Below are 23763 nucleotides of genomic sequence, written 5' to 3' on the forward strand. Positions count from 1 at the left end.
AGAGTGTTTTGCTGGTCAAGGGTTTATATCACGTTTAACTGCTTGATTTACTGACTCTTTGAGTAGAAACGCTGTAACTCAGTAAAGCCCTGCATCAAGATAGGTAACTTAGGGTTTTGATCTCTAATGCGATCGTAGTTTTTATCGTAAAGGCTATAGTTACCAAACTTATCGACAACTGTTGTATCTTTGCTGGTTATCAGGGCGAGTTCGCGAGTATCGCCAGCAATAATCCATTTACGCTTACGTTCATCAAACAGGTTGCGACCGCTGCTGTAGTTTTTCGCGCTGGTCGACACACCGCTTAAGTCTTGCATTATCGTCGCTGCTAAATCCAAATGACTGGTCATATGGGTGTAGTCAGCGGCCAGTTTCCCAGGCCAGTGGATGACCATAGGTACGCGCAACTGATACTGACTATAGTTGGTGTTTGATCCCCAGCTACGTGTCTTAGTTTCGTTGAACTCTGTACCGTGATTCGACGTTAGGATGACCACGGTGTTACTCATTAGGTTTTGGTCTACTAGAGTTTGTAGAATCTTACCAAATTCAGCGTCTGCAGCCGAAGCAGCAGCGGAGTAAGCACTAACAAAACGCTGTTCAGCCGTCAGTGCATCAGAGTCTGGTTGGTAGTCACTGAAGTTGTCTACCGTAGTCAGTTCTATGAAACTAAACCATGGTTTGTTTGAGCCATTAGTGATGGCATCACTCCACTGCTCAATAGCCGCATTATCAGAAATGCTTCTATCAAGTGTCTCCGACTCGGTGGCCGTTAAGTCGGCCATTGGGAATTTTCTGAAGATGGTTTCGCTATAAAGGTCATCTTCGAAGTTATCGCCACTGTAAAGCTCAAAGCGATAGCCTTGATTCGCTAGAATGGACATCATCAACGGCTCAGAACCCTGTGCTTTAATGCTGCTGGCATAACTGCTCGGAAGACCGTACATCAATCCAAAGGCACCAAAGTCATCATTACTCGAACTGTAATGATTCACAAAGTTTTGATTGTTCAACGCAAAACCGTATGCAACCGGCATGTTTTGCGGGTTGAGCATGTCGGCACGCAAATTGTTGATACTAACCACGAGTACATTGAGGTTTTCAGAGCGACGGTTGAACTCGATTTCAGTTAAAGGGTAACTAACGAGGTCGGCAGCACCTTCATTGTCGCGGAGTTTTTGAAGGTATTCGTCTCTATCTAATAGACCGTGCTTCTCCATAAAGGATTTAGCTGTCATTGGGTACGATAGAGGGAAGTTCGCTTTCTGAACCGTAATCGGGTTATAGAAAAATGCATCCGCCCACATGAAGATCATATGGCTTGCGATAAAGCAGACGAAGAAAAGTGCAGCAATTGGGCGCCCGACGTGCTTGTGAGACAGTTTGCGTTGTTTGCGCCACACCCATTCAGCGAGCGCTAACTGCGCTAGGAAGATAGGTGGCAACACGATAAATAAGTGCTGAAGATCGGAGCTGATCGGACTCGTATCATCGCTGAATAGGAGATCCCAAACGACTGGCGATAGGTGAAGATTTATCGTTTGATAGGCTTGCGTGTCTATAAGTAGGACAGTCAAACCAAAGGTGGCAAAACAGACGGCGAGTAATCTAAACAGTTTTCGCGACGGTACAATAAAGGTGAGCGGGAAGAGCACCAAGAGGTACAGCGCAAAAACTAAAAATCCGAAGTGGCCTATCCATGAGGCGAGCAGATAGACTTGCCCAAACAAAGTGTCGGGCCACGGCGAGGCAGCAATATAACGCGTACCGATAAGCATCGCCGCGATAATATTAAAAAACGCAAACCAGTGTCCCCAGCCTACTAGGCGAGACACTCTTTCTCCGTATGAATTTCCGCTATCTACCATCTGCCGTTCAGTCTATCCGTTCTTAAATTTTAGTGTTGGTCTTTTGTTTCTAGGGATGAAATCAGAGCCTTAGAGAATTTTTCCGCAATTGCTTGGCGTTGTGAAGGAGCAACGTTTTGATTTAAGACATTGGTTGCGATATTCCCTGCGATCATCAAAGAAAGTTCTGCGCTCGCACCGTGTTTGTCTAGAACAGCGGCAACTTCGGCAAGGATGTCTTCAACTTGTTGATCGGTATATTTAGATGTAATTGGCATAAAGACTCTGCTAATGATAATGAAAGCGGCTTATGATACCCTACTCTGCATCACAAACGAAACAGCAACCATGATAAATTCACAATGAGTTTGAACCTATCTAACGTAATTTTACACCAGTTAGCAATAAATGAGCAGGAAGAGCTTGTCGTTCAGTATCGCCAAGAGATGCTTCAAAATGACAGTTCTACTGAAACTCTAGTCGCTGAACTGCATCGTGTCTTCAATTCGAAAGCAGGAAAAGGGTTTGGTTCCTTCACTAGCGAGAGTGATTTCCAAATTTGGCTAAGTGAACTGCTCAAAGGCGAGAAAGATTTCTATAGCTTTTCTCAGCAGAGCGCAGAGCGATTAAAGACCGAACTGGCGAAGTACCCATTTGCCGAAGCGGGCACTTTAGTGATGGCTCAATATCAGTCTCTGGCTACAGATTATCTGTTCATTGGTCTACTGCCTTCTTACAACAGTTTGCAAGTGACTGAAGGTTTGAACATTGGTTCTATTGATTACCTCGATATTGCCAAAATGGATATCGCGGCACGTATTGACCTGACAAGCTATGACCTTGATAAGAGTTCTAATCGTTATCTGACCTACATTAAAGGACGTGTTGGTCGTAAGGTTGCTGATTTCTTTTTAGACTTCTTGCAAGCCGAAGTCGGCTTAGATACCAAACAGCAAAACTCGATACTGATGCAGGCGGTCGAAGATTATTGTGCCGATGCACAGTTGGATAAAGACGAAACGGTAAACTACAAAAAGCAAGTGTATGATTACTGCAATGACCAGCTGAAATCGGGTGATGAAGTTCAAATCAAAGAGTTATCTGGAGAGTTACCAAGCAATGAAGGTGCAAGCTTTTTGGATTACACCCAAGAGCAAGGTTATGAGCTAGAAGAGAGCTTCCCAGCTGATCGCTCGACCGTTCGTAAACTCACTAAATTTGTGGGTGCTGGCGGTGGTCTAAACCTAAGCTTTGATAGTCTGTTGTTAGGCGAGCGCGTGTTCTACGATCCAGATACAGATACGTTGACGATTAAAGGCACACCACCTAACTTAAAAGACCAACTCACTAGAAATCGTTAATTCGTTAAAAGCGCTACTTTGTAGCGCTTTTTTGCTGATGACGTCTTTGTGCTAAAACTATATAAGGTAAAGGAAAAGCCTAGCTTTGTGTCGAGAGGGACCGATTGTTGAATCTATTCAAGCGTCTTAATGGTATTGCTGTTGCCATTGTACTGTTGTGGTCTATCGCAGTCGCGAGTGTTGTTTATGTTTCATCTCAAGAAGAGAAAATAACGCACTTAATTGACGAAATAACCTTTAGTATCGATAAACTTCGTCAAACTCTGTTCCTTGCTCAACCTTACCGAGCCCGCTTTTCTGAGCAGCTAGAGCTAGAAATTCAGCTCATTCACGCCCAGACGGTTCAATTAAAGTCTCTCACCCAGTCGGATTTATTATCCGATGTCTCCCATACCGTCTATCTGCTAGAGCGTTTTGTAGAACAGGCGCAGTTGTTGGCTCGCGATGAAGCGCGAATGGATACTTTTATCACTAGTATCAACGACAAACCTCAAGATCTTAGTGACCCCGCACTATCGCTGAGCAATCGTTTATCGGCAGTAGTATTGGATACCTTATTCAACGAATCCGTTGAACCCCGACAAGTTTATTTGAAGCTAGAAGATATCCAAAGGGAAGCCTACCGACTGCCAAGCACAGACCGTATCCATCTTCTTGAGCTGAACTCACAAGCTTCAGTATTACTTTCTCAGTCTGCAAACACCGAATTTTTGGTTGAGCGTGTTGTTAATCATCCCGTTATGACCGAACTGTCTTTACGAGAGCTGCAGTCGGAGCGCTTAGTCAGTGGGCAGGTATTATTTATCTCACTGGCAAGCTTAGTGGCGATACTATGTTTATTTTCACTGAGCCTGAGTGGAGGGCGCGTTGCTAGGGCTGATAATGAGTCAGAACTAGTCTCTTACCAAGACGAGCTGCCCGCGGGCAATGCTCAATCCACAGCTGCGGATGAACCCCAAAACACCGAATCTTCAGGGAGTGATACAAAACAATCGGATCGTCAACTGGATCGTCATCTGAATCATAGAGAAGTCCCATCAGACGAAGCCCAAACCGATGACTCAGAGCCACCAACATTGGCCGTGGTTAAGTCAGAGCAGTCGACGGAACAAGCGAAAAAAGAAACCTCGGTATCGTCAATTCAGTTTGAAAATATGTTGAGTACGTTGGATGGCGACCAAGAGTCTATGCTGCTTTTGCTTGGGGTTTTCGTTTCGGAACACAGGAATGATGCGGAAAAGTTACGCGACCTGGTGGACTCAGATATCGAGAAGGCAACGCGCGTAGCTCATACGTTAAAAGGTGTATCAGGTAGTATTTTTGCTGAAGAACTGCGACAAAGCGCCATTGTTGCAGAGCAGCAGCTCAAAGATACTCAGTCGCTGGAACCTGATGCTATCAGCGAGCTTGAACGTTGTTTGAGTATGGCCATATTGTCGGCAGAAGACTACATCTCAACACAGAGTCATCAATAACGCTTAGTAATTCGTCAAATTTAGACTATAAATATCAATAGTTAACGTGAATTTTACGTGGCTCACTTATAGTGGCGGTAATATACCCGAGCAATTATCTGACGTTGAGGTCTCCAATGAAACATCTGCATCGCTTACGCAGTGCATTACTTCTTTTCTTTGTCACTTTGGTTTCTGGCTGTTCGTTATTGGAGATCCAGCTTGATAGCCAGACGACGCCTTTGACAAAACAAGAACTCAACATGCGTTTGATGACGCGTGAATTCAGCCGCGAGTTCTTCACTCAAGTCGAAATGACCGCTGATTCTCTATCCTCAAAGTACGATGAGACAGATGTGATGAATCAGTCGCATATTTTACTTTGGAAAATCCATGCGGAAGAGGGACTACAACAGTCTGCCTATCAGGTTTCACCTGCAGCAGGACTGATCGATACCTGGGTGTTTACTCTACAAATGGAGCTGTTCTTTGTGTCTGGTCCGGGTAAATCTATGTTTATCACCGAAGAAGCCACTCAAACCGCAATTAAGCTCAGCACCGAGATTGATCAGCTAGCCAAGTCGTTATTCAAGTCTGACAGCTATTCAACCACCAAAGAGTTTGTACAGAAGTTTGCAGCGTTGCATCCTTTTGAAAATCTGATGTTTGCTCGTGTCCCTGCGTATCGTGAATGGTTGAAGGCTCAAGGAATTGATGAGAGTGAGGTGACCACCACACTGGGAACTATGCCTGAAGCATTATCAGATGTTTCAGATCGCCTGTCGTTAATGTCAGAACAGACACCAAAACTGATGACTTGGAAGGCCCAACTGATAGCGCTTAACAGTAATGTGAATGGCGATGACATCCGTGGGGCGATTCAGAGCTTCCAAGTGAGCGCGGAAGCGTTTCGTGATTTTGTAGAGAACAATCCAGAGTACATGCGCGATCTCGCGCAAAAGATGGCGATTGAACTTCAGCCACTGCTCAACGATCTCGACGTGAAAACACAAGATAAGTTGACACAACTTAGTGCCGAGCGCCAAGCGCTAGACGACATGGTTGCTCGAGAACGTGAAGAGCTGATCAAGATGATAGAGCGAGAGCGTAAAGAGATCGCGGTCATTGTGAATAGTGAACGCGAGTTGTTTGCTCAGGACCTAGATAAGATTTCGCAGGATGTACTGACTCTTGCTGTAGAGAAGCTGATTCAGTTAATTAAAAGTACGATTGTTTACTTTATCTTATTCATTTTAGTGATCTTCTTTGCACCTTTAGGGTTAGGTTACGCCTTGGGTAAGCGGGCTCAAGTGAAGAAAGAACGGAAAATAGCAGACTGATAATGAAAAGGCTCCCAACGGAGCCTTTTTGCTATATAGCGACTGTAAAAATCGCAATAACTGGTTGGGTTTGTGAAAAAAACTTCATCAATATGTGAATTTGCTCTTGTGTTATGGCTCGGAAAATTTTATAGATGGGGGAGCCTTTATTTAAATTCACACGGAGAGTAATTCAATGAGAGTAGGTTTAGTCGGTTGGCGTGGCATGGTGGGTTCTGTTCTGATGCAACGCATGGTCGAAGAAAAAGACTTTGATGTCATCGAACCCGTTTTCTACAGCACGTCTCAAATTGGTATTCCAGCGCCAAACTTTGGTAAAGATGCCGGACTTCTACAAGACGCTTTTGATATTGAAAGCCTAAAACAACTGGACGCCGTGATTACCTGTCAAGGTGGTAGCTACACTGAGAAAGTGTACCCAGCACTTCGCCAAGCTGGCTGGAAAGGTTATTGGATTGATGCTGCTTCTACTCTCCGTATGGACAAAGATTCAATCATTACCTTGGACCCAGTGAACCTTGGTCAAATTCAAGACGGTCTTATTAAGGGTACCAACACCTTTGTTGGCGGCAACTGTACGGTTAGCTTGATGCTTCTTGGTCTCGGCGGTCTATACGAGAAAGGTCTTGTTGAATGGATGAGCGCAATGACGTATCAAGCGGCTTCGGGCGCAGGTGCAAAAAACATGCGCGAGCTTATCTCTCAAATGGGCGTGGTAAATGACTGTGTGACTTCTGAACTGGCAAACCCAGCGAGCTCTATTCTAGATATTGATCGCAAAGTGGCTGAGACTATCCGTTCATCTTCGTTCCCAACCGATCAATTTGGTGTACCTCTAGCAGGCTCACTCATTCCGTGGATCGATGTGAAGCGTGAAAACGGTCAAAGTAAAGAGGAATGGAAAGCTGGCGTTGAAGCAAACAAGATCCTTGGTTTGCAAGATAACCCAATTGCTATCGATGGCACATGTGTTCGAATCGGCGCAATGCGTTGTCACGCACAGGCTCTGACCATCAAGCTTAAGCAAGACGTGCCTATGGATGAAATCGAAGAAATCATCGCAACGCACAACGACTGGGTGAAAGTGATTCCAAACGATCGCGATGTCACGGCTCAAGAGCTGACGCCTGCGAAAGTAACCGGCACTATGTCTATCCCGGTTGGTCGTCTAAGAAAAATGGCGATGGGTAACGACTTCCTCAATGCCTTTACCGTCGGTGACCAGCTACTGTGGGGTGCGGCAGAGCCATTACGTCGTACACTGCGCATTATCTTGGCTGAGAAGAACGGTTAATTTTCTCTCATTCATCCAAGTTTGAAAAAGCCCTCTTAAGAGGGCTTTTTAGTTTCTGCTATTTTAAATCTTCAGAATCGACGTCAACAATTCTTTTGTCAGGTGTCGCCAACTCACTACCGCAATGCTTGCAGTGCAGCGCATCACTTTCATGACCTGATTTTGAGCAGTTTGGACACTTCACCATGTTTCTATGGGTCTTCATTTCTTGGCCTAGTTCTGCCGTGATGATTCCGGTGGGGACGGCAAGAATGGAGTAGCCTAGCAGCATAGTTAATGACGCAAGCCCTTTACCTAACGGTGTGCTTGGTACCAAATCACCATAACCGACAGTGGTAATCGTCACGATAGCCCAGTAAATACTCTGTGGAATGCTGGTAAAGCCATTTTCAGGACCTTCTATGACAAAGATAAGCGCGCCAAAAATGGTCACTAAAATGGCGACGGTGCTAAAGAAAACAAAGATCTTGCGGCGAGACATGAGCAATGAACGCAGCAGAATATTGGAGTCTTGTAGATAACGAACCAGCTTAAGGATGCGGAATATTCGCATCACCCTCAGTAGTCTTATTACCCCCATGAATGTCGCGGACGGAAAGAGTAAGGCCAGATAAGTAGGGAGAATGGAAAGCAAGTCAACGACACCATAAAAGCTGGTGGCGTAAGCTTTCGGCTTTGGTGAACAATAAAGACGCAGTAAATACTCAAGCGTAAAGATGGCTGTGAAGAAATATTCTAGCATCACAAAGGTTTGATCCCACTCTGTCGCCAAGCCTTCTATTGAGTGCAGAACTAAAACAGCGAGTGACATCAAGATTGCGATGATCAGTGCAATATCAAAAATACGACCAGCTCGCGTGTGATGTCCAAAAATGATGATGTAAAGCTTGTGCTTTAAGCGGTTGTTTTCCATAGCAAGAGTCTTGAAACAATCAATATGGCTAGTATATACCTAAGTCGCTCAGAGGGGCAGTTTAGGGAGGGTCGATTCTTTTTGCGCAGGCTAGGCGTTCTGATCGAACGCCTAGATAGGTATAGGGGGAAGAGGAGAGACGACTCGATCTCTTAGGCTAAGCCAGGGAAGAGGGCTTTCAAACCATTCGCCATAAACTCAATACCCAGTGCACCAAGGATCAGACCCATGATACGCGTGATCACGTTGATACCCGTTTGCCCAAGGAAGCGTACGATAAGCGGTGCAGAGCGATAAAGCAACCATGAGCAAAGGGCGAAGACGATGATACTAATAATGATACCAACCGTTTCAACCATGCCTGGGTAGCGAGCGCCATAAACAATTGTCGAACTGATAGCACCAGGGCCAGCCATAAGCGGCATCGCAAGTGGTACAACACCGATTTGCTCTTTACTTACGTACTCTGACTTTTCTTGTTTGTTCTGCTTATCCTCACCCAACTTACCCGACATCATAGAGAAAGCGATACTAAGCAGCAGCAATCCACCCGCTACGCGGAACGAGTCTAAAGAGATGCTGAACATATCTAACAGGATCTGACCTGCCAATAATGACGTAATAAGGATCACGGCAACCGCAATGTTCGCTGTGGCGGCCGTTTTGTTTTTGTCCTCGGGTGACATATGCCCCGTCAAAGACACAAACACAGGCATGATCCCAACCGGGTTTACCGCAGCGACCAAACCAAGGAAAAACTGCAAATAGATTGCAAATTCGATGCTACTCATAGACTTATCTCGATGAAAGAATAGGACGTAATGCTATGCATGTAAGTCCAAGCAAAAAGTGCGGGTAATGTACGACATTGCAGCGGGATAATCGACTAAAAATTGATGGCTATTTAAGACAAATAGTTCGTAGATATGAAGTGGGAGGTCTGGTGTGCAAATATGAATAGATTATGAAGGAAAAGTTCGTGCCACAACCGAGGTAACATACCTTTGCGTTGCAAAAATGTTGCTCATGTCTTGTTTTGATTATTTTTACGCCATGGGTTGAAAGAAAGTAATGTCATCTACATATACTTAGTAGCACGAGGGTGACGTTTTACTTGTCTTTGCCGTACAAAAGTGAAACTTTTTTACACAATTGTTAGGTGTTATGAAAAAAAAATACTGAATGGTGCTTTTTTGAGCTTGGTATTTTACTTGGGTAACATCAATTAAAACAATAAGTTACGTCACGCAACCCTTTGGGGTTACTACTATGTAGGTAAATTACTTTTCAGATCTGATCTGAGTCAATTTTTTTCATAGCGTGAAAGATTATACTCAGCTCTGAAAGCAGTTTACTAAGTAGAGTTGTTCTGTTGTTAAGTGATTCATTAGCAGAAGTAGCTAACTTACTAAAAAGTTTTTAGTTTTTTTATTTTAGGAGATTCCTTATGCCTGTAACAAATATGGCTGAACTAGATGCAATGGTTGCACGCGTTAAAGCGGCACAAGCAGAATTTGCAACTTACTCGCAAGAGCAAGTAGACAAGATTTTCCGCGCAGCATCTCTAGCAGCTAACCAAGCTCGTATTCCTCTTGCACAACAAGCGGTTGAAGAGTCTGGAATGGGTATCGTTGAAGACAAAGTTATCAAGAACCACTTCGCGTCTGAGTTCATCTACAACAAGTACAAAGACGAGCAAACTTGTGGCATTCTTGAAGAAGACGACAACCTAGGCACTATGACTATCGCTGAGCCTGTAGGCATCATCTGCGGTATCGTACCAACAACTAACCCAACTTCTACTGCAATCTTCAAATCTCTAATCTCTTTGAAGACTCGTAACGGTATCATCTTCTCGCCACACCCACGTGCGAAGAACTCTACTAACGACGCAGCTAAACTGGTTCTAGATGCAGCAGTAGCAGCAGGTGCTCCAAAAGACATCATCGGTTGGATCGACCAACCATCTGTAGAGCTTTCTAACGCTCTTATGAAGCACGACGACATCGCTCTTATCCTTGCAACTGGTGGTCCAGGCATGGTTAAAGCAGCTTACTCTTCTGGTAAGCCAGCAATCGGTGTAGGTGCAGGTAACGTTCCTGTAGTTATCGACGAAACTGCTGACGTTAAACGTGCAGTAGCTTCTATCCTTATGTCTAAAACATTCGATAACGGCGTAGTTTGTGCTTCTGAACAGGCTGCAATCGTTGTTGATTCTGTATACGACGAAGTTAAAGAGCGTTTCGCTTCTCACAAAGCATACGTTCTAAGCAAAGCTGAAGCTGAAAAAGTACGTAAAGTACTTCTAATCGACGGCAACCTTAACGCTAAGATCGTAGGTCAACCAGCTCCAGCAATCGCTGAGATGGCAGGCGTTAAAGTTCCAGCTGACACTAAAGTTCTAGTTGGTGAAGGTCTAGGTAAAGTTTCTTACGACGACGCATTTGCTCACGAGAAACTATCTCCAACTCTAGGTCTATTCCGTGCTGACGATTTCGAAGACGCAGTTGCTCAAGCAGTAACTATGGTTGAAATCGGTGGTATCGGTCACACATCTGGTCTGTACACAAACCAAGACGTTAACGCTGACCGCATCCGTTACTTCGGTGACAAGATGAAGACTGCACGTATCCTTGTAAACATCCCAACTACTCACGGTGGTATCGGTGACCTTTACAACTTCAACGTAGCGCCTTCTCTAACTCTAGGTTGTGGTTCTTGGGGTGGTAACTCTATCTCTGAGAACGTAGGTCCTAAACACCTAATCAACAAGAAAACTGTAGCGAAGCGAGCTGAAAACATGTTGTGGCACAAACTACCTAAGTCTATCTACTTCCGTCGTGGTAGCCTTCCAATCGCTCTTAGCGATCTAGAAGGTAAGAAGCGCGTATTCCTAGTAACTGACCGTTTTCTATTCAACAACGGTTACAGTGATGAAGTAGTGAAACTTCTTAAAGCTCAAGGCATGGAAGTTCAAACTTTCTTCGACGTAGAAGCGGATCCAACGCTATCTGTTGTTAAGAAAGGTGCTGAAGCAATGCAAAGCTTCCAACCAGACGTAATCATCGCTCTAGGTGGTGGTTCTCCGATGGATGCTGCTAAGATCATGTGGGTAATGTACGAGCACCCAGAAACTCACTTCGAAGAGCTTGCAATGCGCTTTATGGACATCCGTAAACGTATCTACAAGTTCCCTAAAATGGGTCAAAAAGCTGAGCTTGTATGTATCACTACAACATCTGGTACTGGTTCTGAAGTTACTCCATTCGCAGTTGTTACAGACGACGAGACTGGTGCCAAGTACCCACTAGCTGACTACGAACTAACTCCTAACATGGCTATCGTTGACGCGAACCTTGTTATGAACATGCCTAAGTCTCTAACAGCATTTGGTGGTTACGATGCAGTAACTCACGCTCTAGAAGCTTACGTATCAGTTCTAGCGAACGAATACTCTGACGGTCAGGCTCTACAAGCACTTAAGATGCTGAAAGAGTACCTACCTTCAAGCTACGCGAACGGTGCAAACGACCCAATCGCTCGTGAAAAAGTACACAACGCGGCAACTATCGCTGGTGTAGCATTTGCGAACGCATTCCTAGGTGTTTGTCACTCAATGGCTCACAAGATTGGTGCTGAGTTCCACCTACCACACGGTCTGGCGAACGCACTACTAATCTCTAACGTTGTTCGTTACAACGCAAACGACAACCCAACTAAGCAAACTGCGTTCTCTCAATACGACCGTCCACAAGCACGTCGTCGTTACGCTGAAGTCGCTGACCACCTAGGCCTAAGCCAAGCTGGTGACCGTACTGCTCAGAAGATTGAACGTCTACTAGCATGGTTGGAAGAGCTTAAGAAAGATCTAGACATCCCAACTTCTATCCAAGCTGCAGGTGTTGCTGAGTCTGACTTCCTAGCTAAGCTTGATGAGCTAGCGGTTGAAGCGTTCGATGACCAATGTACTGGTGCGAACCCACGTTACCCACTAATCTCTGAGCTTAAAGAAGTTCTGAAAGCGGCTTACTACGGTAACGCATTCGTTGAAGGCGAAACTTTCGAAGGTACAACTGTTATCAAGAAGAAAGCAGACCAAGAAGCGAAGCCAGCTGCTAAAGCTAAAAAAGAGAAAGCTGAAGCTTAATTCAGTAGTAGATTTTCGCTAGCACGAAATCTAATTCGGGAAAATTAGTAAAGCCCCTTCAGAAATGAAGGGGCTTTTTTTATGCGTTTGATTCAGAAAAAGGAGTGATGATTGCGCTTTTGCACCCACTATGCCTCTGCACTTACCACGCGACCACTGAAGTAGTCATTGCTGACAATGTATTCGGTCGTTCTTGTTAACTCATCCTGGATCCGCGACCAGTTAGCATCAATGTGATAGCCATGAGAGCTCACTGGAATCACGCCACCGACACGAATATTGCGTGGCTTGAGCTCACGAGCCCAGCTTTTGGTAAAGCCAGTGACAATAGAAGAGGTGTTGTCTAAATCGGTAAAGCACTGCTCAGGCTCTTGAGCGACCACATTGACGATAACGCCTGAGTGCTTTTCTGACATCCTGTCTGCAGCAACTTGCCCAAACAAAAAGAGACTGGATGCGAGCAGCGAAAATTGGTTGATAAACTTGTTGCTATCACTGACATCGGTCAGTGATTGTTTCGGTAGTGATGTCCAGTGATTAACCAAGACATTGGGTGGTCTGCCGACATGGGTTTCTATGTCATCGAAAATGCTTTCTATCGAGCTGGGTGTCATGTCGGTAATGTGAACCTTAGTGACGAGCTCCGTGACTTCTTGGCAACGCCGGAATGTGGCGCTGAGCGCATTGTTGTCTTTATCGCAAAGCACCAGGTTTGCACCAAGGCGTGCGAAATGCAGTGCAATCATTGCACCTAAGCTGGTACCAGCAGATGTAATCAAAACTACCGAATTTTTAATGATCATAGTTACCCCGAAAGTGCCGGTTTCGGATACAGTTTGGCGAAATGCCATTCCCCTGAAGTAATAACTTGGTAGAAAAACTGTGAGTCAAATGTGAATAACTTCAAGTTTTTGTGGATAGGAAAAATATCAAACCGTTATTTTAGCGATAAATCACACTCTGTACGGAAAAACTGGACAGCGTTACATTAGAAACCACTAAAAAATAGGGGTTAAAGGTGGATAGACAATCCGTCCTTACGATGCGCGGTGGATAACTGGTTGTAGAGAATATCGATTGTAGGTTTCGGAGCAGACTTTTGACCAAGCTGACGGCGAGTATGACCAGAAAGGTTGTGGTATACCTCCTCGGCAAGGCCGTGAGTATCCACAGGGGCATAGTTGAGCGGTTCTGGTCGACTGTAGTGCTGCAGCTTCGCGCTAGGTAGGCCGCCATCATGAAACTGCTTAGCGATACTGGCAGAGACCTCGTAGTCATCAAGTTCGCCTTGCAGTTTTTGTGCGGTAGGGACGTCGAAGCGTTTTCTCAATATTGCTTCATCAGTAATCTTGGTATCAACATCTTCAGTGACTGATGTTTCACGAGAGTCTTGAGAGAACATAGACAACATCAACGCAAAGTCCGCGCGTCTACCTTGCTCTACGGCGCGATTAAGCGACGTACCACACTGTAGCTCGTTGATTAAATTGGCTTTGTCTAAATGATGAATTTGCATAAAGTCCTCTCGTTACAGAGACTTTATCGGCAGGGGCATAGAGAGCTTTAGAGATAAAATAAAAAAAGACCTGTATTAACAGGTCTTTAAGAAAAACTCGGTAAGGAGCGGATTACTTAGCTAGGTTTTCTTCTACGAATGCCCAGTTAACTAGTGCCCAGAAGCCATTCATGTAGTCTGGACGAACGTTACGGTAATCGATGTAGTAAGCGTGTTCCCATAGGTCTACTGTTAGTAGCGGAGTCACACCTTCTTCTGTTAGTGGAGTTGCTGCGTTAGACGTGTTAACGATGTCTAGAGAACCGTCAGCTTTCTTAACTAGCCAAGTCCAAGATGAACCGAAGTTGTTGATTGCAGAATCAGTGAACTTCGCTTTGAAGTCTTCGAATGAACCGAATGCACCGTTGATTGCGTCAGCAACTGCACCAGTTGGCTCGCCGCCAGCGTTAGGCGCTAGACAGTGCCAGTAGAACGTGTGGTTCCAGATTTGAGCAGCGTTGTTGAATACACCACCAGAAGACGTCTTAACGATTTCTTCAAGTGTTTTACCTTCAAACTCAGTGCCAGGGATAAGACCGTTTAGTTTAACAACGTAAGTGTTGTGGTGCTTACCGTGGTGGAAATCTAGTGTTTCTGCTGAGATGTGTGGTTCTAGAGCGTCTTTCGCATAAGGAAGTGCTGGTAGTTCGAATGCCATTGCTCGCTTCTCCATTGATTATTAGCGGGTTTTTACCCTGATTGCTTCCAAGTATATTTTTTATTGAGTCGTGTGTTGACTGACTGCTTGCTATTTTAGCAAGTTTTTACTTTATTAAAAGAGTTGGTGATAAATTAATTGTGATGTTTTGTTTACCTAGCCCTTGATAGCTTGGGTTTAGGTAGCGTGCATCACATCTTAGCTACAATAGTATAACCACAATATTATTGTGCTTTTTATTCTGTGACGATTCGCTAGAATGTGAACACATTCGCAGTACAAGCATTTCGAGGAAGCAATGGAAACGATCGATAAAATCAAACAGCAAATTGAAGAAAACACAATTCTTCTTTACATGAAAGGTTCACCTAAATTGCCGAGCTGTGGCTTTTCTTCACAAGCAGCTCAGGCACTAATGGCTTGTGGCGAAAAATTTGCTTATGTAGACATCCTACAAAACCCAGACATCCGCGCAGAGCTACCAAAGTACGCTCAATGGCCAACTTTCCCTCAACTATGGGTTGAAGGCGAGCTAATCGGCGGCTGTGACATCATCGTAGAGATGTTCCAAAAAGGCGAACTTCAGCCAATCATTAAAGAAGCTGCGGCACGCAATGCAGAGGAAGGAGACGCTTAAGTCTTCTTCTGATTGAGCTCTAAAGAGCTTAAGAGCACGCTTCGCTTGACCCCTCCTAGCCTCCCCTTAGTAAGGGGAGGAACAAAAGCTCGCTGCGCTTCACTTAGTTAAATAGGCGATGCGACGATAGGAGCTAGCATGTTGTTCTCCCCCTTTATAAGTGGGAGCTAGAGGGGGTAAACGCGAAACCCAAACCACCCACCAATCCCCAAACCCATTCCCCACACCAAAAAACACTCCACCAAACCACCCCAAGTCCATACCCTAATAGGGTGATACCAGCTACCCCTCATCACAACTTACCCTTCAAGCCATTTATATTTCCCTCACCAATGCTACCGTTAGAAAACAACAACGATAAAGAAAGCAGTAAAAGATAAGTGGTCATATGTTTGCATCCAAAAAACAACTCACTCAACTCCAACAGCAATTGCTATCTGAATCCGAACAGAAAGACACCTTCGCTTGCCAAGTCGAGCAGTTGCAGCAAGAGTTAGTTCAAAAAGATCAGCAAATACGAAAACTAGCAGCGCAACTAGATAAACAGAAACAGCGCTCTCGACTGTTTTTGAGCTCTGTTACTTCCCAGCTGGTGGGTGCGACGAGCAATATTGAACAGGCGAATAATCAGCTCATCCATCAAAGTGATCAGCTTCAGGCGAACCTTGGTGTGTTTGACGCGACACAGCAGCAGCTTGAAGAGATGTATCAATCGCTCGATCAGGTCTCGCAATCTTCTAATGCGAGCAAAGAGACGGTGGCGGCACTACAAGTGCTGACAGGGGATATCACTCAGTTTATCAGTATCATTCATCAGATTTCAGAACAAACCAACTTACTTGCGCTTAATGCTGCTATTGAAGCAGCAAGGGCAGGAGAGCACGGTCGTGGGTTCGCTGTGGTCGCTGACGAGGTTCGTTCACTAGCTGGGCGTGCGAATGAAGCGGCAAGTGAGATCTCGGGATTGGTCGAACGTATAGAAGGAAGCACCAACAAGGCGGGCGAGAATATCGAATTGGTCTCGTCGCAAGTTGCCGAAGCCTCCAAAGGTGCTTCGGACATAGTTCAAGATACCCAGTCCATTTTGTCTCTTTCTTCTGACACGGTCGACGTCATCTATACCACTACGGTCGATATCTACGCGTCCAGTGCTATCGCGCAGTACACGAATATGTGGGCAACGGCGCACTCCAAGCTGATTGGGGCAGATTATGATGCGAGTTTGCTTGAGCTTGCTGAAAGTGAGACCATTTTTGGTCAGGTGATAGCGAGTCATGAAGAGACGCAGCAGCTTGCATCCCCTGGTGGGCCTTTAGAGTATTTCTATGTTAAGGCGACGGCACTGCACGACGGATTGCGGCTAGTAGAGCAAGGCAGTAACGATTCAGACATGATTGACCAAATGGATATGGCGTATCGTGACCTTGTTTCGTACATCGCAACGGCGCAAGAGAAAGTGAAAACCTCATACGCGCAAAAGTAACAGGCAAAAAAAGGGAGTGAATTATCACTCCCTGCCAACTGAGGTTAGTTACTCTGCAAGCTCACCTGTCGCTTCGAATACTTCGAGCTTGTCTAGGTAAGGTTGCAAATCCCCAATATTGTTATTAATCCACTCACTGTTGTAGTAAGTATCTAGGTAGCGCTCACCACTATCACACAGCAAAGTGACAATAGAGCCAGTGTCACCACGTCTTTTCATCTCGCTTGCCAGCTGCAACACACCGTATAGGTTAGTACCAGTCGATGCACCCACCTTGCGACCTAGCGTTTTTTCCAGCCAATGGATGGTTGCAATACTTGCCGCATCTGGGATGGTACGCATCTCATCAACCACGCCTGGAATAAAGCTTGGTTCAACGCGAGGGCGACCAATGCCTTCAATTTTGCTGCCACAATCACCGGTAATCTGCGCGTTACCTGTCTTAAAGTAGTCATGGAAAACAGAGTTCTCTGGGTCAACAACGCATAGCTTAGTATCGTGCTTTTGATAGCGAATAAAGCGACCAATTGTAGCCGACGTACCGCCTGTACCAGGACTCATTACCACCCAAGATGGAATCGGATGGTCCTCTAGCTCCATCTGACTAAAGATAGAGTTCGCAATGTTGTTGTTACCACGCCAATCCGTTGCGCGCTCAGCGTAAGTAAACTGATCCATGTAGTGGCCGTTTAGCTCTTCTGCCAATCGGCGAGATTCTGCGTAAATCTGATCAGAGCGGTCTACAAGATGTGCTTTACCACCATAGAATTCAATCTGTTCAATTTTCTTACGCGCGGTGCACTTTGGCATCACTGCAATAAAGGGTAAACCAAGTAGACGAGCAAAGTAGGCTTCTGATACGGCAGTGCTGCCTGATGATGATTCAATCACAGTGGTCTCAGGACCAATCCAGCCATTACAGATCGCATATAAAAATAGCGAGCGGGCTAGGCGGTGTTTTAGTGAGCCAGTTGGATGTGTGCTTTCGTCTTTTAGATAAACGTCGATCCCTTCAATACTAGGGAGATCAAGTTTGATCAGGTGAGTATCTGCCGAGCGCTGGAAGTCAGCTTCAATTTTGCGAACAGCGTTGTTAATCCATTGGTGATCAGTACACATCGTCTTGGTTTCCTACTTTGTGATTGGCATGGTGATAATTTACCTACAGATAGAGAGAAAAACTTTGCTATATTTACTTCAATTTCGCTAATTGGTAGAAAATTTTTCTACATTGGAGCTGTTTTGGATATAGATAGTACAGATAAGAAGCTACTGTCCCTACTGCAACAAGATGGGACCTTGTCGCTAAACGAGTTAGCCGAAGCGGTTAACCTCACCACTACACCTTGTTGGAAGCGACTTAAGAAGCTTGAAGAGAGCGGCGTGATCGATAAGCGGGTAGCGTTGCTGGACCCAGAAAAGCTGGGTTTATCATTCACGGCGTTCGTACAGATTAAAACCACCAATCACTCTCATGAGTGGTATAAAGCATTTGTGGAAACGGTGTCTTTGTTCCCCGAAGTGATGGAGTTCTATCGTATGGCGGGTGAGTACGATTACATGATGAAGGTGTTGGTGAAAGATATGAAGTGTTTCGATGAGTTCTACAAAAAGCTCGTCAATAGCATAGATGGGCTGTCCAATGTGACATCTACCTTTGCGATGGAGCCACTAAAATACACCACAGCACTGCCAATACGTTGATTTGGTAGTAGTTCTCAACTTAAGCCACGTATCCTTGCCAGCGCCGAGTAATCACTCTATAACCTAGTGTAACTACATGAGTTCATAGACTGAGATTGCTGGCTACACACAAGGAGTGTTTATGTTGCATCAAGTATTGGTGTCGGTTAAAAAGCCCTTTATCAAAATGGTACCGGTGCCTAAGCCTGAATGTATTGTTGGGCATGGGAAGGTGCTTGATGTGGCCAAATATTGCCAGCAATACTCAGTATCAAAACCGCTTGTCGTCACGGATAAGGTGTTGCTCGGTCTTGGTTTGTTGGATGGCATGTTGGCGTCATTGGAGAACGCTGGCATTAACGCGTCCATTTTTGATGAGGTAAAGCCTGATCCCGACTACGCGACTGTGCGAGCAGGCGTTAAACAGTATCAAGCCAACGGCTGTGATGGGGTTATCGCGTTTGGTGGAGGCTCGCCGATTGATTGTGCCAAAGCCATCGCTGGAAGCGTAAAAACCAAAAAAGACGTGGCGAAGCTGCCCGGTCTTCTCAAAATTCATCGCCCGATTATGCCCTTGATAGCCATTCCAACCACGGCCGGGACAGGTTCAGAGGGCACTGTCGCAGCCGTTGTCAGTGATGTTGAATCCAAAACTAAGCGAGCGATTACCGACCCATTTTTGGTGCCTAAAGCTGCGGTTCTGGACCCTGATATTATGCTGGGTTTGCCGCCTCAAATTACCGCAGAGACAGGGGTAGATGCCTTAACCCATGCGATAGAGTCTTACTTAAGTCTCTATGCCAATACAGAGACTCAAACTATGTCTCTAAACGCGATAAAGGCGGTATTTGAGTATCTGCCTAAAGCGTACCTTGACGGCAGTGACTCTGAGGCGCGTGAAAAGATGGCGGTGGCCAGCTTTGAAGCTGGGCTTGCGTTTACTCGCACCTACATCGGCTATGTACATGCCATCGCGCACCAGTTGGGTGCGTTTTACCACGTTCCTCATGGTCGTGCCAACGCCATGGTTCTGCCCCATGTCCTCAAGTTTATAGAACAGAGAGATAACGACAGGCTGACAACGCTGGCGCTGACCCTAGGTTATAAACACAGTGAGGCATTTATCCAAGAGGTCGAGGGTCTTCTGGACGCGCTCGATATACCAAAATATGTCGTTGAGCTTCAGAAAGAAGACATCCCGGCTCTTGCCAAGCAAGCTATTAAAGAAGCCTTCGGTGAATACCCAGTACCAGAAGAAATGAATGTTCAACAATGCCAACAACTATTAGAAGCGTTACTCGATAAAGGAGCACAATAAATGAGCATGGTCACCCTAGACGAACAACAAATGATAGAGCGACTCCGTGAGCAGCAGTCGGCGTTCAAAGAGGCGCCGTTCATTAGTCGTGAACTCAGAAGGGCGAACTTACTCAAGCTTGAAAAGGTGCTTAGAGATAATCAGGCGGCGATCTGTGAGGCAATTGCGAAAGACTTCGGTCACAGATCATCAACAGAAACGGCTCTGCTCGAATTGTTTTCATCCATTGAAGGCATTGTCGATGCGCGTAAACAGCTCAAAAAATGGATGCGTGAAAAAAAGCGTCATACCTCAGTTTGGTTTTGGCCAGCGAAGAACAAAGTGGTTCCTCAGCCTTTAGGCGTGGTCGGTATTATCGTGCCTTGGAACTACCCGCTATTCTTAGCTATCGGTCCAATGACGGCGGCTCTGGCCGCTGGTAATCGAGTAATGGTTAAGATGTCGGAGAACTCGATGAACCTTTGCCAAACGCTCGGAGAGATCTTCTCGACGGCGTTTACGCAAGATGAAATCTGCTTTATTGCCGAAACGGGTGGTACAGGGCAAGCGTTCGCAAAACTGCCGTTTGACCATATGATCTTCACCGGCTCAGGGGCTACGGGTCGCAAAGTGATGGCAGCAGCGGCTGAGAATCTAACGCCAGTTACACTAGAACTCGGTGGCAAGTCTCCGACCATTATCGGTCCGGACTTTGATATCAAAAAGGCGATGAAGCGGATCTTGGGCGGCAAAGTATACAACGCGGGACAGACCTGTGTTGCGCCAGATTACCTGTTGGTGCCTGAAGATAAGGTCAAACAAGTAGTGAAAGCGGCGAAGTCGATCATGAAAGGGAGATTCAAGTCAATTGATCATCCGGACTATACGGCGGTGATTGATGCGGTGTCGTTCGAGCGTCTACAAGAGACCTTGGAACAGGCTAAAGAGGGGCAAGGAGAGGTGATTAACCTGACCCCCGCCAGTGAGCCTGATCCTGAGTCACGCCGTTTTCCTCTTCATTTGGTCGTAGAGCCTTCAGCGGATGAGGCAGTAATGACACGTGAGATCTTTGGACCGATTCTACCAATCATTACCTACAAATCGATGGATGATGTCTATCACTTTATCGGCGAACGAGATCGACCTCTCGCACTCTATCTGTTTTCCGATGATAAAGAGCTTCAATCAGCAGTAATGGAAAACACCATGTCAGGTGCTTTTACCATCAATGAGGTGATGATGCATGTCGCGCAACACGACCTGCCGTTTGGCGGCGTTGGACCGAGTGGTATGGGGCACTATCATGGAAAAGAAGGCTTTGAAACCCTCTCTAAAATGCGTCCAGTGATGCAACAGGGGAAATGGGCATCGACTGGATTCTTGTATTCACCGTACTCAGGTTTTGCCAAGCGTGTCATTAACTATCTGATTAATAGAAAGCTAGGCAAGTATCCAAGCATTAAGAAGCCCAAAGCAAATAAGTAGAAACCTCCATATTGAGTGCCGCTAAGTAAAGTGACGTAAACAACGTGGCACTCAGTCACTTTTCCCTTACACTGTCCGTTAACATATCAATAACACAGGACGTGTAATATGCGAAAGCAACAAGGAACCCTAAAGCTTTCAATGATCTCTTTGCTAGTGGCCGGCACCTTACTTGGCTGTGGGGGAGGTGGAGATGAAAGCTCTGGCGCTTCTGATGATTCGGGTAATAGCAACACTGTGGGGGGCGAAACGCCTGCATCTAGCAGTGACATCACAGACACTCTATTCACCAATACTAATGGTGATTGTGAGCAATATACCGGCGACTACACATCCAATGTAGAAGATATACAGCGCAGTGCTAGCTTCACAGGTAGCATCTCGGTTCAATCCTCCGGTACGCATTGTATCGTTCAGTCAAATGGCATCCCTAATCACGATTTCAACGATGCGTCGGCCTCATTTGCCACCAATGTCTCTGAGCAATCTCAGCAATATGAGTTTGATGCCTCACCCAGTGCATCGGCGACGGTCACAGAGTTGAGCCTACCAGTCTCTGAAGCGATTTTGCTCAACGGCGTAAAAGTCGACCTCTTAGCAGCGGCTTGCTACGGCGTCGGCAATGAAAAAACCGGATGTGACCAAGATCAGATCGATAACCCATGGCGTTTTGACCCTATGTCCTCTTTGAATCGATTTGGTACCGATGAGCATCATGCGCATGTTCAGCCAGACGGTACATACCATTATCACGGCAATCCTATGGCGATGTTTGAACAAGATTGTGAGGGAGGTGAACCATCACCCGTCATCGGCTTTGCAGCTGATGGTTTTCCCATTTATGGAAGCTGTTACAGAGACCCCGCGGATGGCGTTGTTAAGGCAGCAACATCGAGCTATCAGTTGAAGTCAGGTATTAGGCAGGCAGTGGCAGGATATACCACCCCAGTTGCTGGCGGCAGTGCGGTGAGTAACAGCTACGATGGTCAATTTCGTGGTGACTACGAGTACGTCGTTGCACTTGGCTCGCTCGATGAGTGCAACGGGATGACGGTAGAGGGACAGTACGGTTACTACGTCACGAATGCATTTCCGTGGGTGCTGAACTGCTTTAAAGGCGACGTGGACAGCTCGTTTGGCGCTAACGCTCAAATCAGAAGCCATGCGCACTAGAAAACAAAACGCCTTATCTGAACTGACCCCATAAAGTTGGACTCATTTCTAAGCGGCTGCTAAGGCTTGATTTCGATATGCTATCGGACTCAGGCCTTTTAACTTCAGCTTAATTCGTTCGTTATTGTAATAGTCTATGTATTCTCTAATTCTTTCAATCAGTTCATCTGCACTTTTAAAGACTTCGTTATGATACATCTCTGTCTTGAGTATTCCGAAGAAGTTCTCAGCAACCGCATTGTCTAAGCAATTCCCTTTTCTAGACATACTTTGAGCGAGCCCTTTCTTCTTGAGATGGTTTTGATACGCCTTATTTTGATACTGCCAACCTTGGTCTGAATGCACGATGGGATTCTCATGCTTTTTAAGTGTCTTTATCGCCTTTTTTATCATGTCAGTGACCAAGGGTAATGCTGCTGACTTACGCACCTCATAACTCACGACTTCTCGGTTGAATAAGTCGATAACGGGTGATAGATAAACCTTCTGACCATCGACTTTAAACTCGGTCACATCCGTTACCCACTTTTGGTTCGGTTTGTTGGCATTGAATTCTCTTTTTAATAAGTCCGAAGCGATCCGCCCAACTTCGCCTTTGTATGATTTGTATCTCTTGGGCCTGACCTTGGACCTAAGACCAAGCTCAATCATAAGACGTTGAACTCGTTTATGGTTAATCACCATGCCTGCCTTCCTCAAGGTGCATGTGATTCTGCGATATCCATAGCGCCCTTTGTGTTGCTGATAGATATCACGTATTTGCCTTTTTAAACTCGATTCAGAGTATGACTCCTGTGTTGTATTACGATGATAGTAATACACACTTCGGGCTAACCCAGTAGCTTTGAGTAAATGGTGCAAGCGGTACTTTGCCTTGAGCTCATCGACTACGAGTGTCTTTGCTTTGCTTTTTTCTTTTTGGCTTGAGCCAAGGCCTCTAACTTTTTTAGGACAGCATTCTCTGCACGTAAATACTCAAGTTCCTCTCTTAGTTCTTTCTCTGTCATCTGCTCAGATGGCTTAGGTTTAAGAGAGTGGTTTGTCATGCAAGGTCTGCCTTTTTTCTGTGGTTTAAGCCGGGATATACCCTGCTGAGCATAAAGCTTTTGCCATTGAAATAGTATCCCTGGAGACGATAAATCAAAGTAAGCACTGGTATATCTTAAGGACCAGTTATTAATACGCATAGTCTTTAGAACTTCTAGTTTAAAGTCTTGACTATAGGGAGCTTGCTCGTGACGAAAGCTATTTTCCCCATGAATTTGATAAACCGACACCCAATAACGAATTTGGTCTGACGATACTCCGAATTTAAGGGCAAGAGCTCTTGACCCCTCGTGTTGTGCATACTTAGCCAATTTTAGCTTGAATGCTCTGTGGTGTTTGGACATAAAAAGACCCCCAGTAATTGGAATGTCCAACTATTGGGGGTCAGT

The 23763-nt window shown here is 45.5% G+C and carries 20 protein-coding genes and 1 pseudogene; 11 read left to right on the forward strand and 10 right to left on the reverse strand.

Features of this window, described 5'->3' with window-relative positions; all coding sequences use genetic code 11:
* Positions 1-47 precede the first annotated feature (47 nt).
* Both J4N45_RS04690 and J4N45_RS04695 read right to left on the reverse strand, forming a co-directional pair.
* Positions 48-1868 (reverse strand): DUF3413 domain-containing protein, encoded by a 1821-nt coding sequence (locus J4N45_RS04690; RefSeq protein WP_252013809.1) that lies wholly within the window; start codon positions 1866-1868, stop codon positions 48-50.
* Between the two features lie 29 nt (positions 1869-1897).
* Positions 1898-2125 carry a YejL family protein gene (locus J4N45_RS04695; RefSeq protein ID WP_042474173.1) on the reverse strand — a complete coding sequence of 76 codons (228 nt, stop codon included), beginning with the start codon at positions 2123-2125 and terminating at the stop codon, positions 1898-1900.
* Positions 2126-2209: 84 nt separating this feature from the next.
* On the opposite strand from J4N45_RS04695, the gene yejK reads away from it, so the two are divergent.
* The 4 genes from yejK to asd all read left to right on the forward strand — a co-directional run bounded on the left by yejK (position 2210) and on the right by asd (position 7296).
* Positions 2210-3208: a nucleoid-associated protein YejK gene (gene yejK, locus J4N45_RS04700; RefSeq protein ID WP_042474175.1), complete on the forward strand. Its 999-nt coding sequence runs from the start codon at positions 2210-2212 to the stop codon at positions 3206-3208.
* 107 nt (positions 3209-3315) lie between these two features.
* Entirely contained in the window at positions 3316-4683 is a 1368-nt protein-coding gene (locus J4N45_RS04705; protein WP_252013810.1) for an Hpt domain-containing protein, read from the forward strand.
* A 116-nt stretch (positions 4684-4799) separates the two neighbouring features.
* The gene (locus J4N45_RS04710) at positions 4800-6002 is read left to right on the forward strand and encodes a chemotaxis protein (RefSeq protein ID WP_252013811.1); all 1203 of its coding nucleotides are present in this window, start codon (positions 4800-4802) and stop codon (positions 6000-6002) included.
* 175 nt (positions 6003-6177) lie between these two features.
* The gene (gene asd, locus J4N45_RS04715; protein ID WP_252013812.1) at positions 6178-7296 is read left to right on the forward strand and encodes an aspartate-semialdehyde dehydrogenase; all 1119 of its coding nucleotides are present in this window, start codon (positions 6178-6180) and stop codon (positions 7294-7296) included.
* A 58-nt stretch (positions 7297-7354) separates the two neighbouring features.
* Here the strand turns inward: asd and J4N45_RS04720 are convergent, their stop codons facing one another.
* Positions 7355-8209, reverse strand: a complete 855-nt coding sequence (locus J4N45_RS04720; RefSeq protein WP_252013813.1) for an ion transporter — start codon at positions 8207-8209, stop codon at positions 7355-7357.
* 152 nt (positions 8210-8361) lie between these two features.
* A complete protein-coding gene (locus J4N45_RS04725) occupies positions 8362-9000 on the reverse strand; it encodes a YchE family NAAT transporter (protein ID WP_042474190.1) in 639 nt (212 codons plus the stop codon).
* 656 nt (positions 9001-9656) lie between these two features.
* Between J4N45_RS04725 and adhE the strand changes: the two genes are divergently transcribed.
* Positions 9657-12356, forward strand: a complete 2700-nt coding sequence (gene adhE, locus J4N45_RS04730; RefSeq protein WP_252013814.1) for a bifunctional acetaldehyde-CoA/alcohol dehydrogenase — start codon at positions 9657-9659, stop codon at positions 12354-12356.
* Between the two features lie 128 nt (positions 12357-12484).
* Here the strand turns inward: adhE and J4N45_RS04735 are convergent, their stop codons facing one another.
* From J4N45_RS04735 to sodB, 3 genes are all read right to left on the reverse strand, one after another.
* Entirely contained in the window at positions 12485-13159 is a 675-nt protein-coding gene (locus J4N45_RS04735; protein WP_252013815.1) for an SDR family oxidoreductase, read from the reverse strand.
* A gap of 209 nt (positions 13160-13368) precedes the next feature.
* Positions 13369-13872, reverse strand: a complete 504-nt coding sequence (locus J4N45_RS04740; RefSeq protein WP_252013816.1) for a VC2046/SO_2500 family protein — start codon at positions 13870-13872, stop codon at positions 13369-13371.
* A gap of 112 nt (positions 13873-13984) precedes the next feature.
* Positions 13985-14569 (reverse strand): superoxide dismutase [Fe], encoded by a 585-nt coding sequence (gene sodB / locus J4N45_RS04745; RefSeq protein ID WP_252013817.1) that lies wholly within the window; start codon positions 14567-14569, stop codon positions 13985-13987.
* Positions 14570-14867: 298 nt separating this feature from the next.
* Here sodB and J4N45_RS04750 point away from each other — a divergent pair, with 298 nt between their 5' ends.
* Both J4N45_RS04750 and J4N45_RS04755 read left to right on the forward strand, forming a co-directional pair.
* Positions 14868-15206: a Grx4 family monothiol glutaredoxin gene (locus J4N45_RS04750; protein ID WP_042474195.1), complete on the forward strand. Its 339-nt coding sequence runs from the start codon at positions 14868-14870 to the stop codon at positions 15204-15206.
* A gap of 388 nt (positions 15207-15594) precedes the next feature.
* The gene (locus J4N45_RS04755) at positions 15595-16689 is read left to right on the forward strand and encodes a methyl-accepting chemotaxis protein (RefSeq protein WP_286036898.1); all 1095 of its coding nucleotides are present in this window, start codon (positions 15595-15597) and stop codon (positions 16687-16689) included.
* Between the two features lie 48 nt (positions 16690-16737).
* Here the strand turns inward: J4N45_RS04755 and J4N45_RS04760 are convergent, their stop codons facing one another.
* A complete protein-coding gene (locus tag J4N45_RS04760; protein ID WP_252013818.1) occupies positions 16738-17808 on the reverse strand; it encodes a PLP-dependent cysteine synthase family protein in 1071 nt (356 codons plus the stop codon).
* Positions 17809-17931: 123 nt separating this feature from the next.
* Here J4N45_RS04760 and J4N45_RS04765 point away from each other — a divergent pair, with 123 nt between their 5' ends.
* The 4 genes from J4N45_RS04765 to J4N45_RS04780 all read left to right on the forward strand — a co-directional run bounded on the left by J4N45_RS04765 (position 17932) and on the right by J4N45_RS04780 (position 22327).
* On the forward strand, positions 17932-18393 hold the full coding sequence (locus J4N45_RS04765) for an Lrp/AsnC family transcriptional regulator (protein ID WP_234494204.1): 462 nt from the start codon (positions 17932-17934) through the stop codon (positions 18391-18393).
* 121 nt (positions 18394-18514) lie between these two features.
* Positions 18515-19690, forward strand: a complete 1176-nt coding sequence (locus J4N45_RS04770; RefSeq protein ID WP_252013819.1) for an iron-containing alcohol dehydrogenase — start codon at positions 18515-18517, stop codon at positions 19688-19690.
* Entirely contained in the window at positions 19691-21154 is a 1464-nt protein-coding gene (locus J4N45_RS04775; RefSeq protein WP_252013820.1) for a coniferyl aldehyde dehydrogenase, read from the forward strand.
* Positions 21155-21262: 108 nt separating this feature from the next.
* Entirely contained in the window at positions 21263-22327 is a 1065-nt protein-coding gene (locus J4N45_RS04780) for a YHYH protein (RefSeq protein WP_252013821.1), read from the forward strand.
* A 48-nt stretch (positions 22328-22375) separates the two neighbouring features.
* Here the strand turns inward: J4N45_RS04780 and J4N45_RS04785 are convergent.
* Positions 22376-23215, reverse strand: a pseudogene (locus J4N45_RS04785) (IS3 family transposase); the annotation flags it as partial.
* Entirely contained in the window at positions 23215-23718 is a 504-nt protein-coding gene (locus tag J4N45_RS04790; protein ID WP_252011666.1) for a helix-turn-helix domain-containing protein, read from the reverse strand. The gene J4N45_RS04790 and the pseudogene J4N45_RS04785, both read right to left, overlap by 1 nt.
* Positions 23719-23763: the final 45 nt, after the last annotated feature.

Source organism: Vibrio sp. SCSIO 43140, from assembly GCF_023716585.1.
GTDB lineage: Bacteria > Pseudomonadota > Gammaproteobacteria > Enterobacterales > Vibrionaceae > Vibrio > Vibrio maritimus_B.

What these genes read in the sequence shown, in the direction of transcription:
- J4N45_RS04690 (WP_252013809.1), bottom strand. Translation starts at nt 1,868, where the DNA reads ATGGTAGATAGCGGAAATTCATACGGAGAAAGAGTGTCTCGCCTAGTA.
- J4N45_RS04695 (WP_042474173.1), bottom strand. Translation starts at nt 2,125, where the DNA reads ATGCCAATTACATCTAAATATACCGATCAACAAGTTGAAGACATCCTT.
- yejK (WP_042474175.1), top strand. Translation starts at nt 2,210, where the DNA reads ATGAGTTTGAACCTATCTAACGTAATTTTACACCAGTTAGCAATAAAT.
- J4N45_RS04710 (WP_252013811.1), top strand. Translation starts at nt 4,800, where the DNA reads ATGAAACATCTGCATCGCTTACGCAGTGCATTACTTCTTTTCTTTGTC.
- asd (WP_252013812.1), top strand. Translation starts at nt 6,178, where the DNA reads ATGAGAGTAGGTTTAGTCGGTTGGCGTGGCATGGTGGGTTCTGTTCTG.
- J4N45_RS04720 (WP_252013813.1), bottom strand. Translation starts at nt 8,209, where the DNA reads ATGGAAAACAACCGCTTAAAGCACAAGCTTTACATCATCATTTTTGGA.
- J4N45_RS04725 (WP_042474190.1), bottom strand. Translation starts at nt 9,000, where the DNA reads ATGAGTAGCATCGAATTTGCAATCTATTTGCAGTTTTTCCTTGGTTTG.
- adhE (WP_252013814.1), top strand. Translation starts at nt 9,657, where the DNA reads ATGCCTGTAACAAATATGGCTGAACTAGATGCAATGGTTGCACGCGTT.
- J4N45_RS04735 (WP_252013815.1), bottom strand. Translation starts at nt 13,159, where the DNA reads ATGATCATTAAAAATTCGGTAGTTTTGATTACATCTGCTGGTACCAGC.
- J4N45_RS04740 (WP_252013816.1), bottom strand. Translation starts at nt 13,872, where the DNA reads ATGCAAATTCATCATTTAGACAAAGCCAATTTAATCAACGAGCTACAG.
- sodB (WP_252013817.1), bottom strand. Translation starts at nt 14,569, where the DNA reads ATGGCATTCGAACTACCAGCACTTCCTTATGCGAAAGACGCTCTAGAA.
- J4N45_RS04750 (WP_042474195.1), top strand. Translation starts at nt 14,868, where the DNA reads ATGGAAACGATCGATAAAATCAAACAGCAAATTGAAGAAAACACAATT.
- J4N45_RS04755 (WP_286036898.1), top strand. Translation starts at nt 15,595, where the DNA reads ATGTTTGCATCCAAAAAACAACTCACTCAACTCCAACAGCAATTGCTA.
- J4N45_RS04760 (WP_252013818.1), bottom strand. Translation starts at nt 17,808, where the DNA reads ATGTGTACTGATCACCAATGGATTAACAACGCTGTTCGCAAAATTGAA.
- J4N45_RS04770 (WP_252013819.1), top strand. Translation starts at nt 18,515, where the DNA reads ATGTTGCATCAAGTATTGGTGTCGGTTAAAAAGCCCTTTATCAAAATG.
- J4N45_RS04775 (WP_252013820.1), top strand. Translation starts at nt 19,691, where the DNA reads ATGAGCATGGTCACCCTAGACGAACAACAAATGATAGAGCGACTCCGT.
- J4N45_RS04780 (WP_252013821.1), top strand. Translation starts at nt 21,263, where the DNA reads ATGCGAAAGCAACAAGGAACCCTAAAGCTTTCAATGATCTCTTTGCTA.
- J4N45_RS04790 (WP_252011666.1), bottom strand. Translation starts at nt 23,718, where the DNA reads ATGTCCAAACACCACAGAGCATTCAAGCTAAAATTGGCTAAGTATGCA.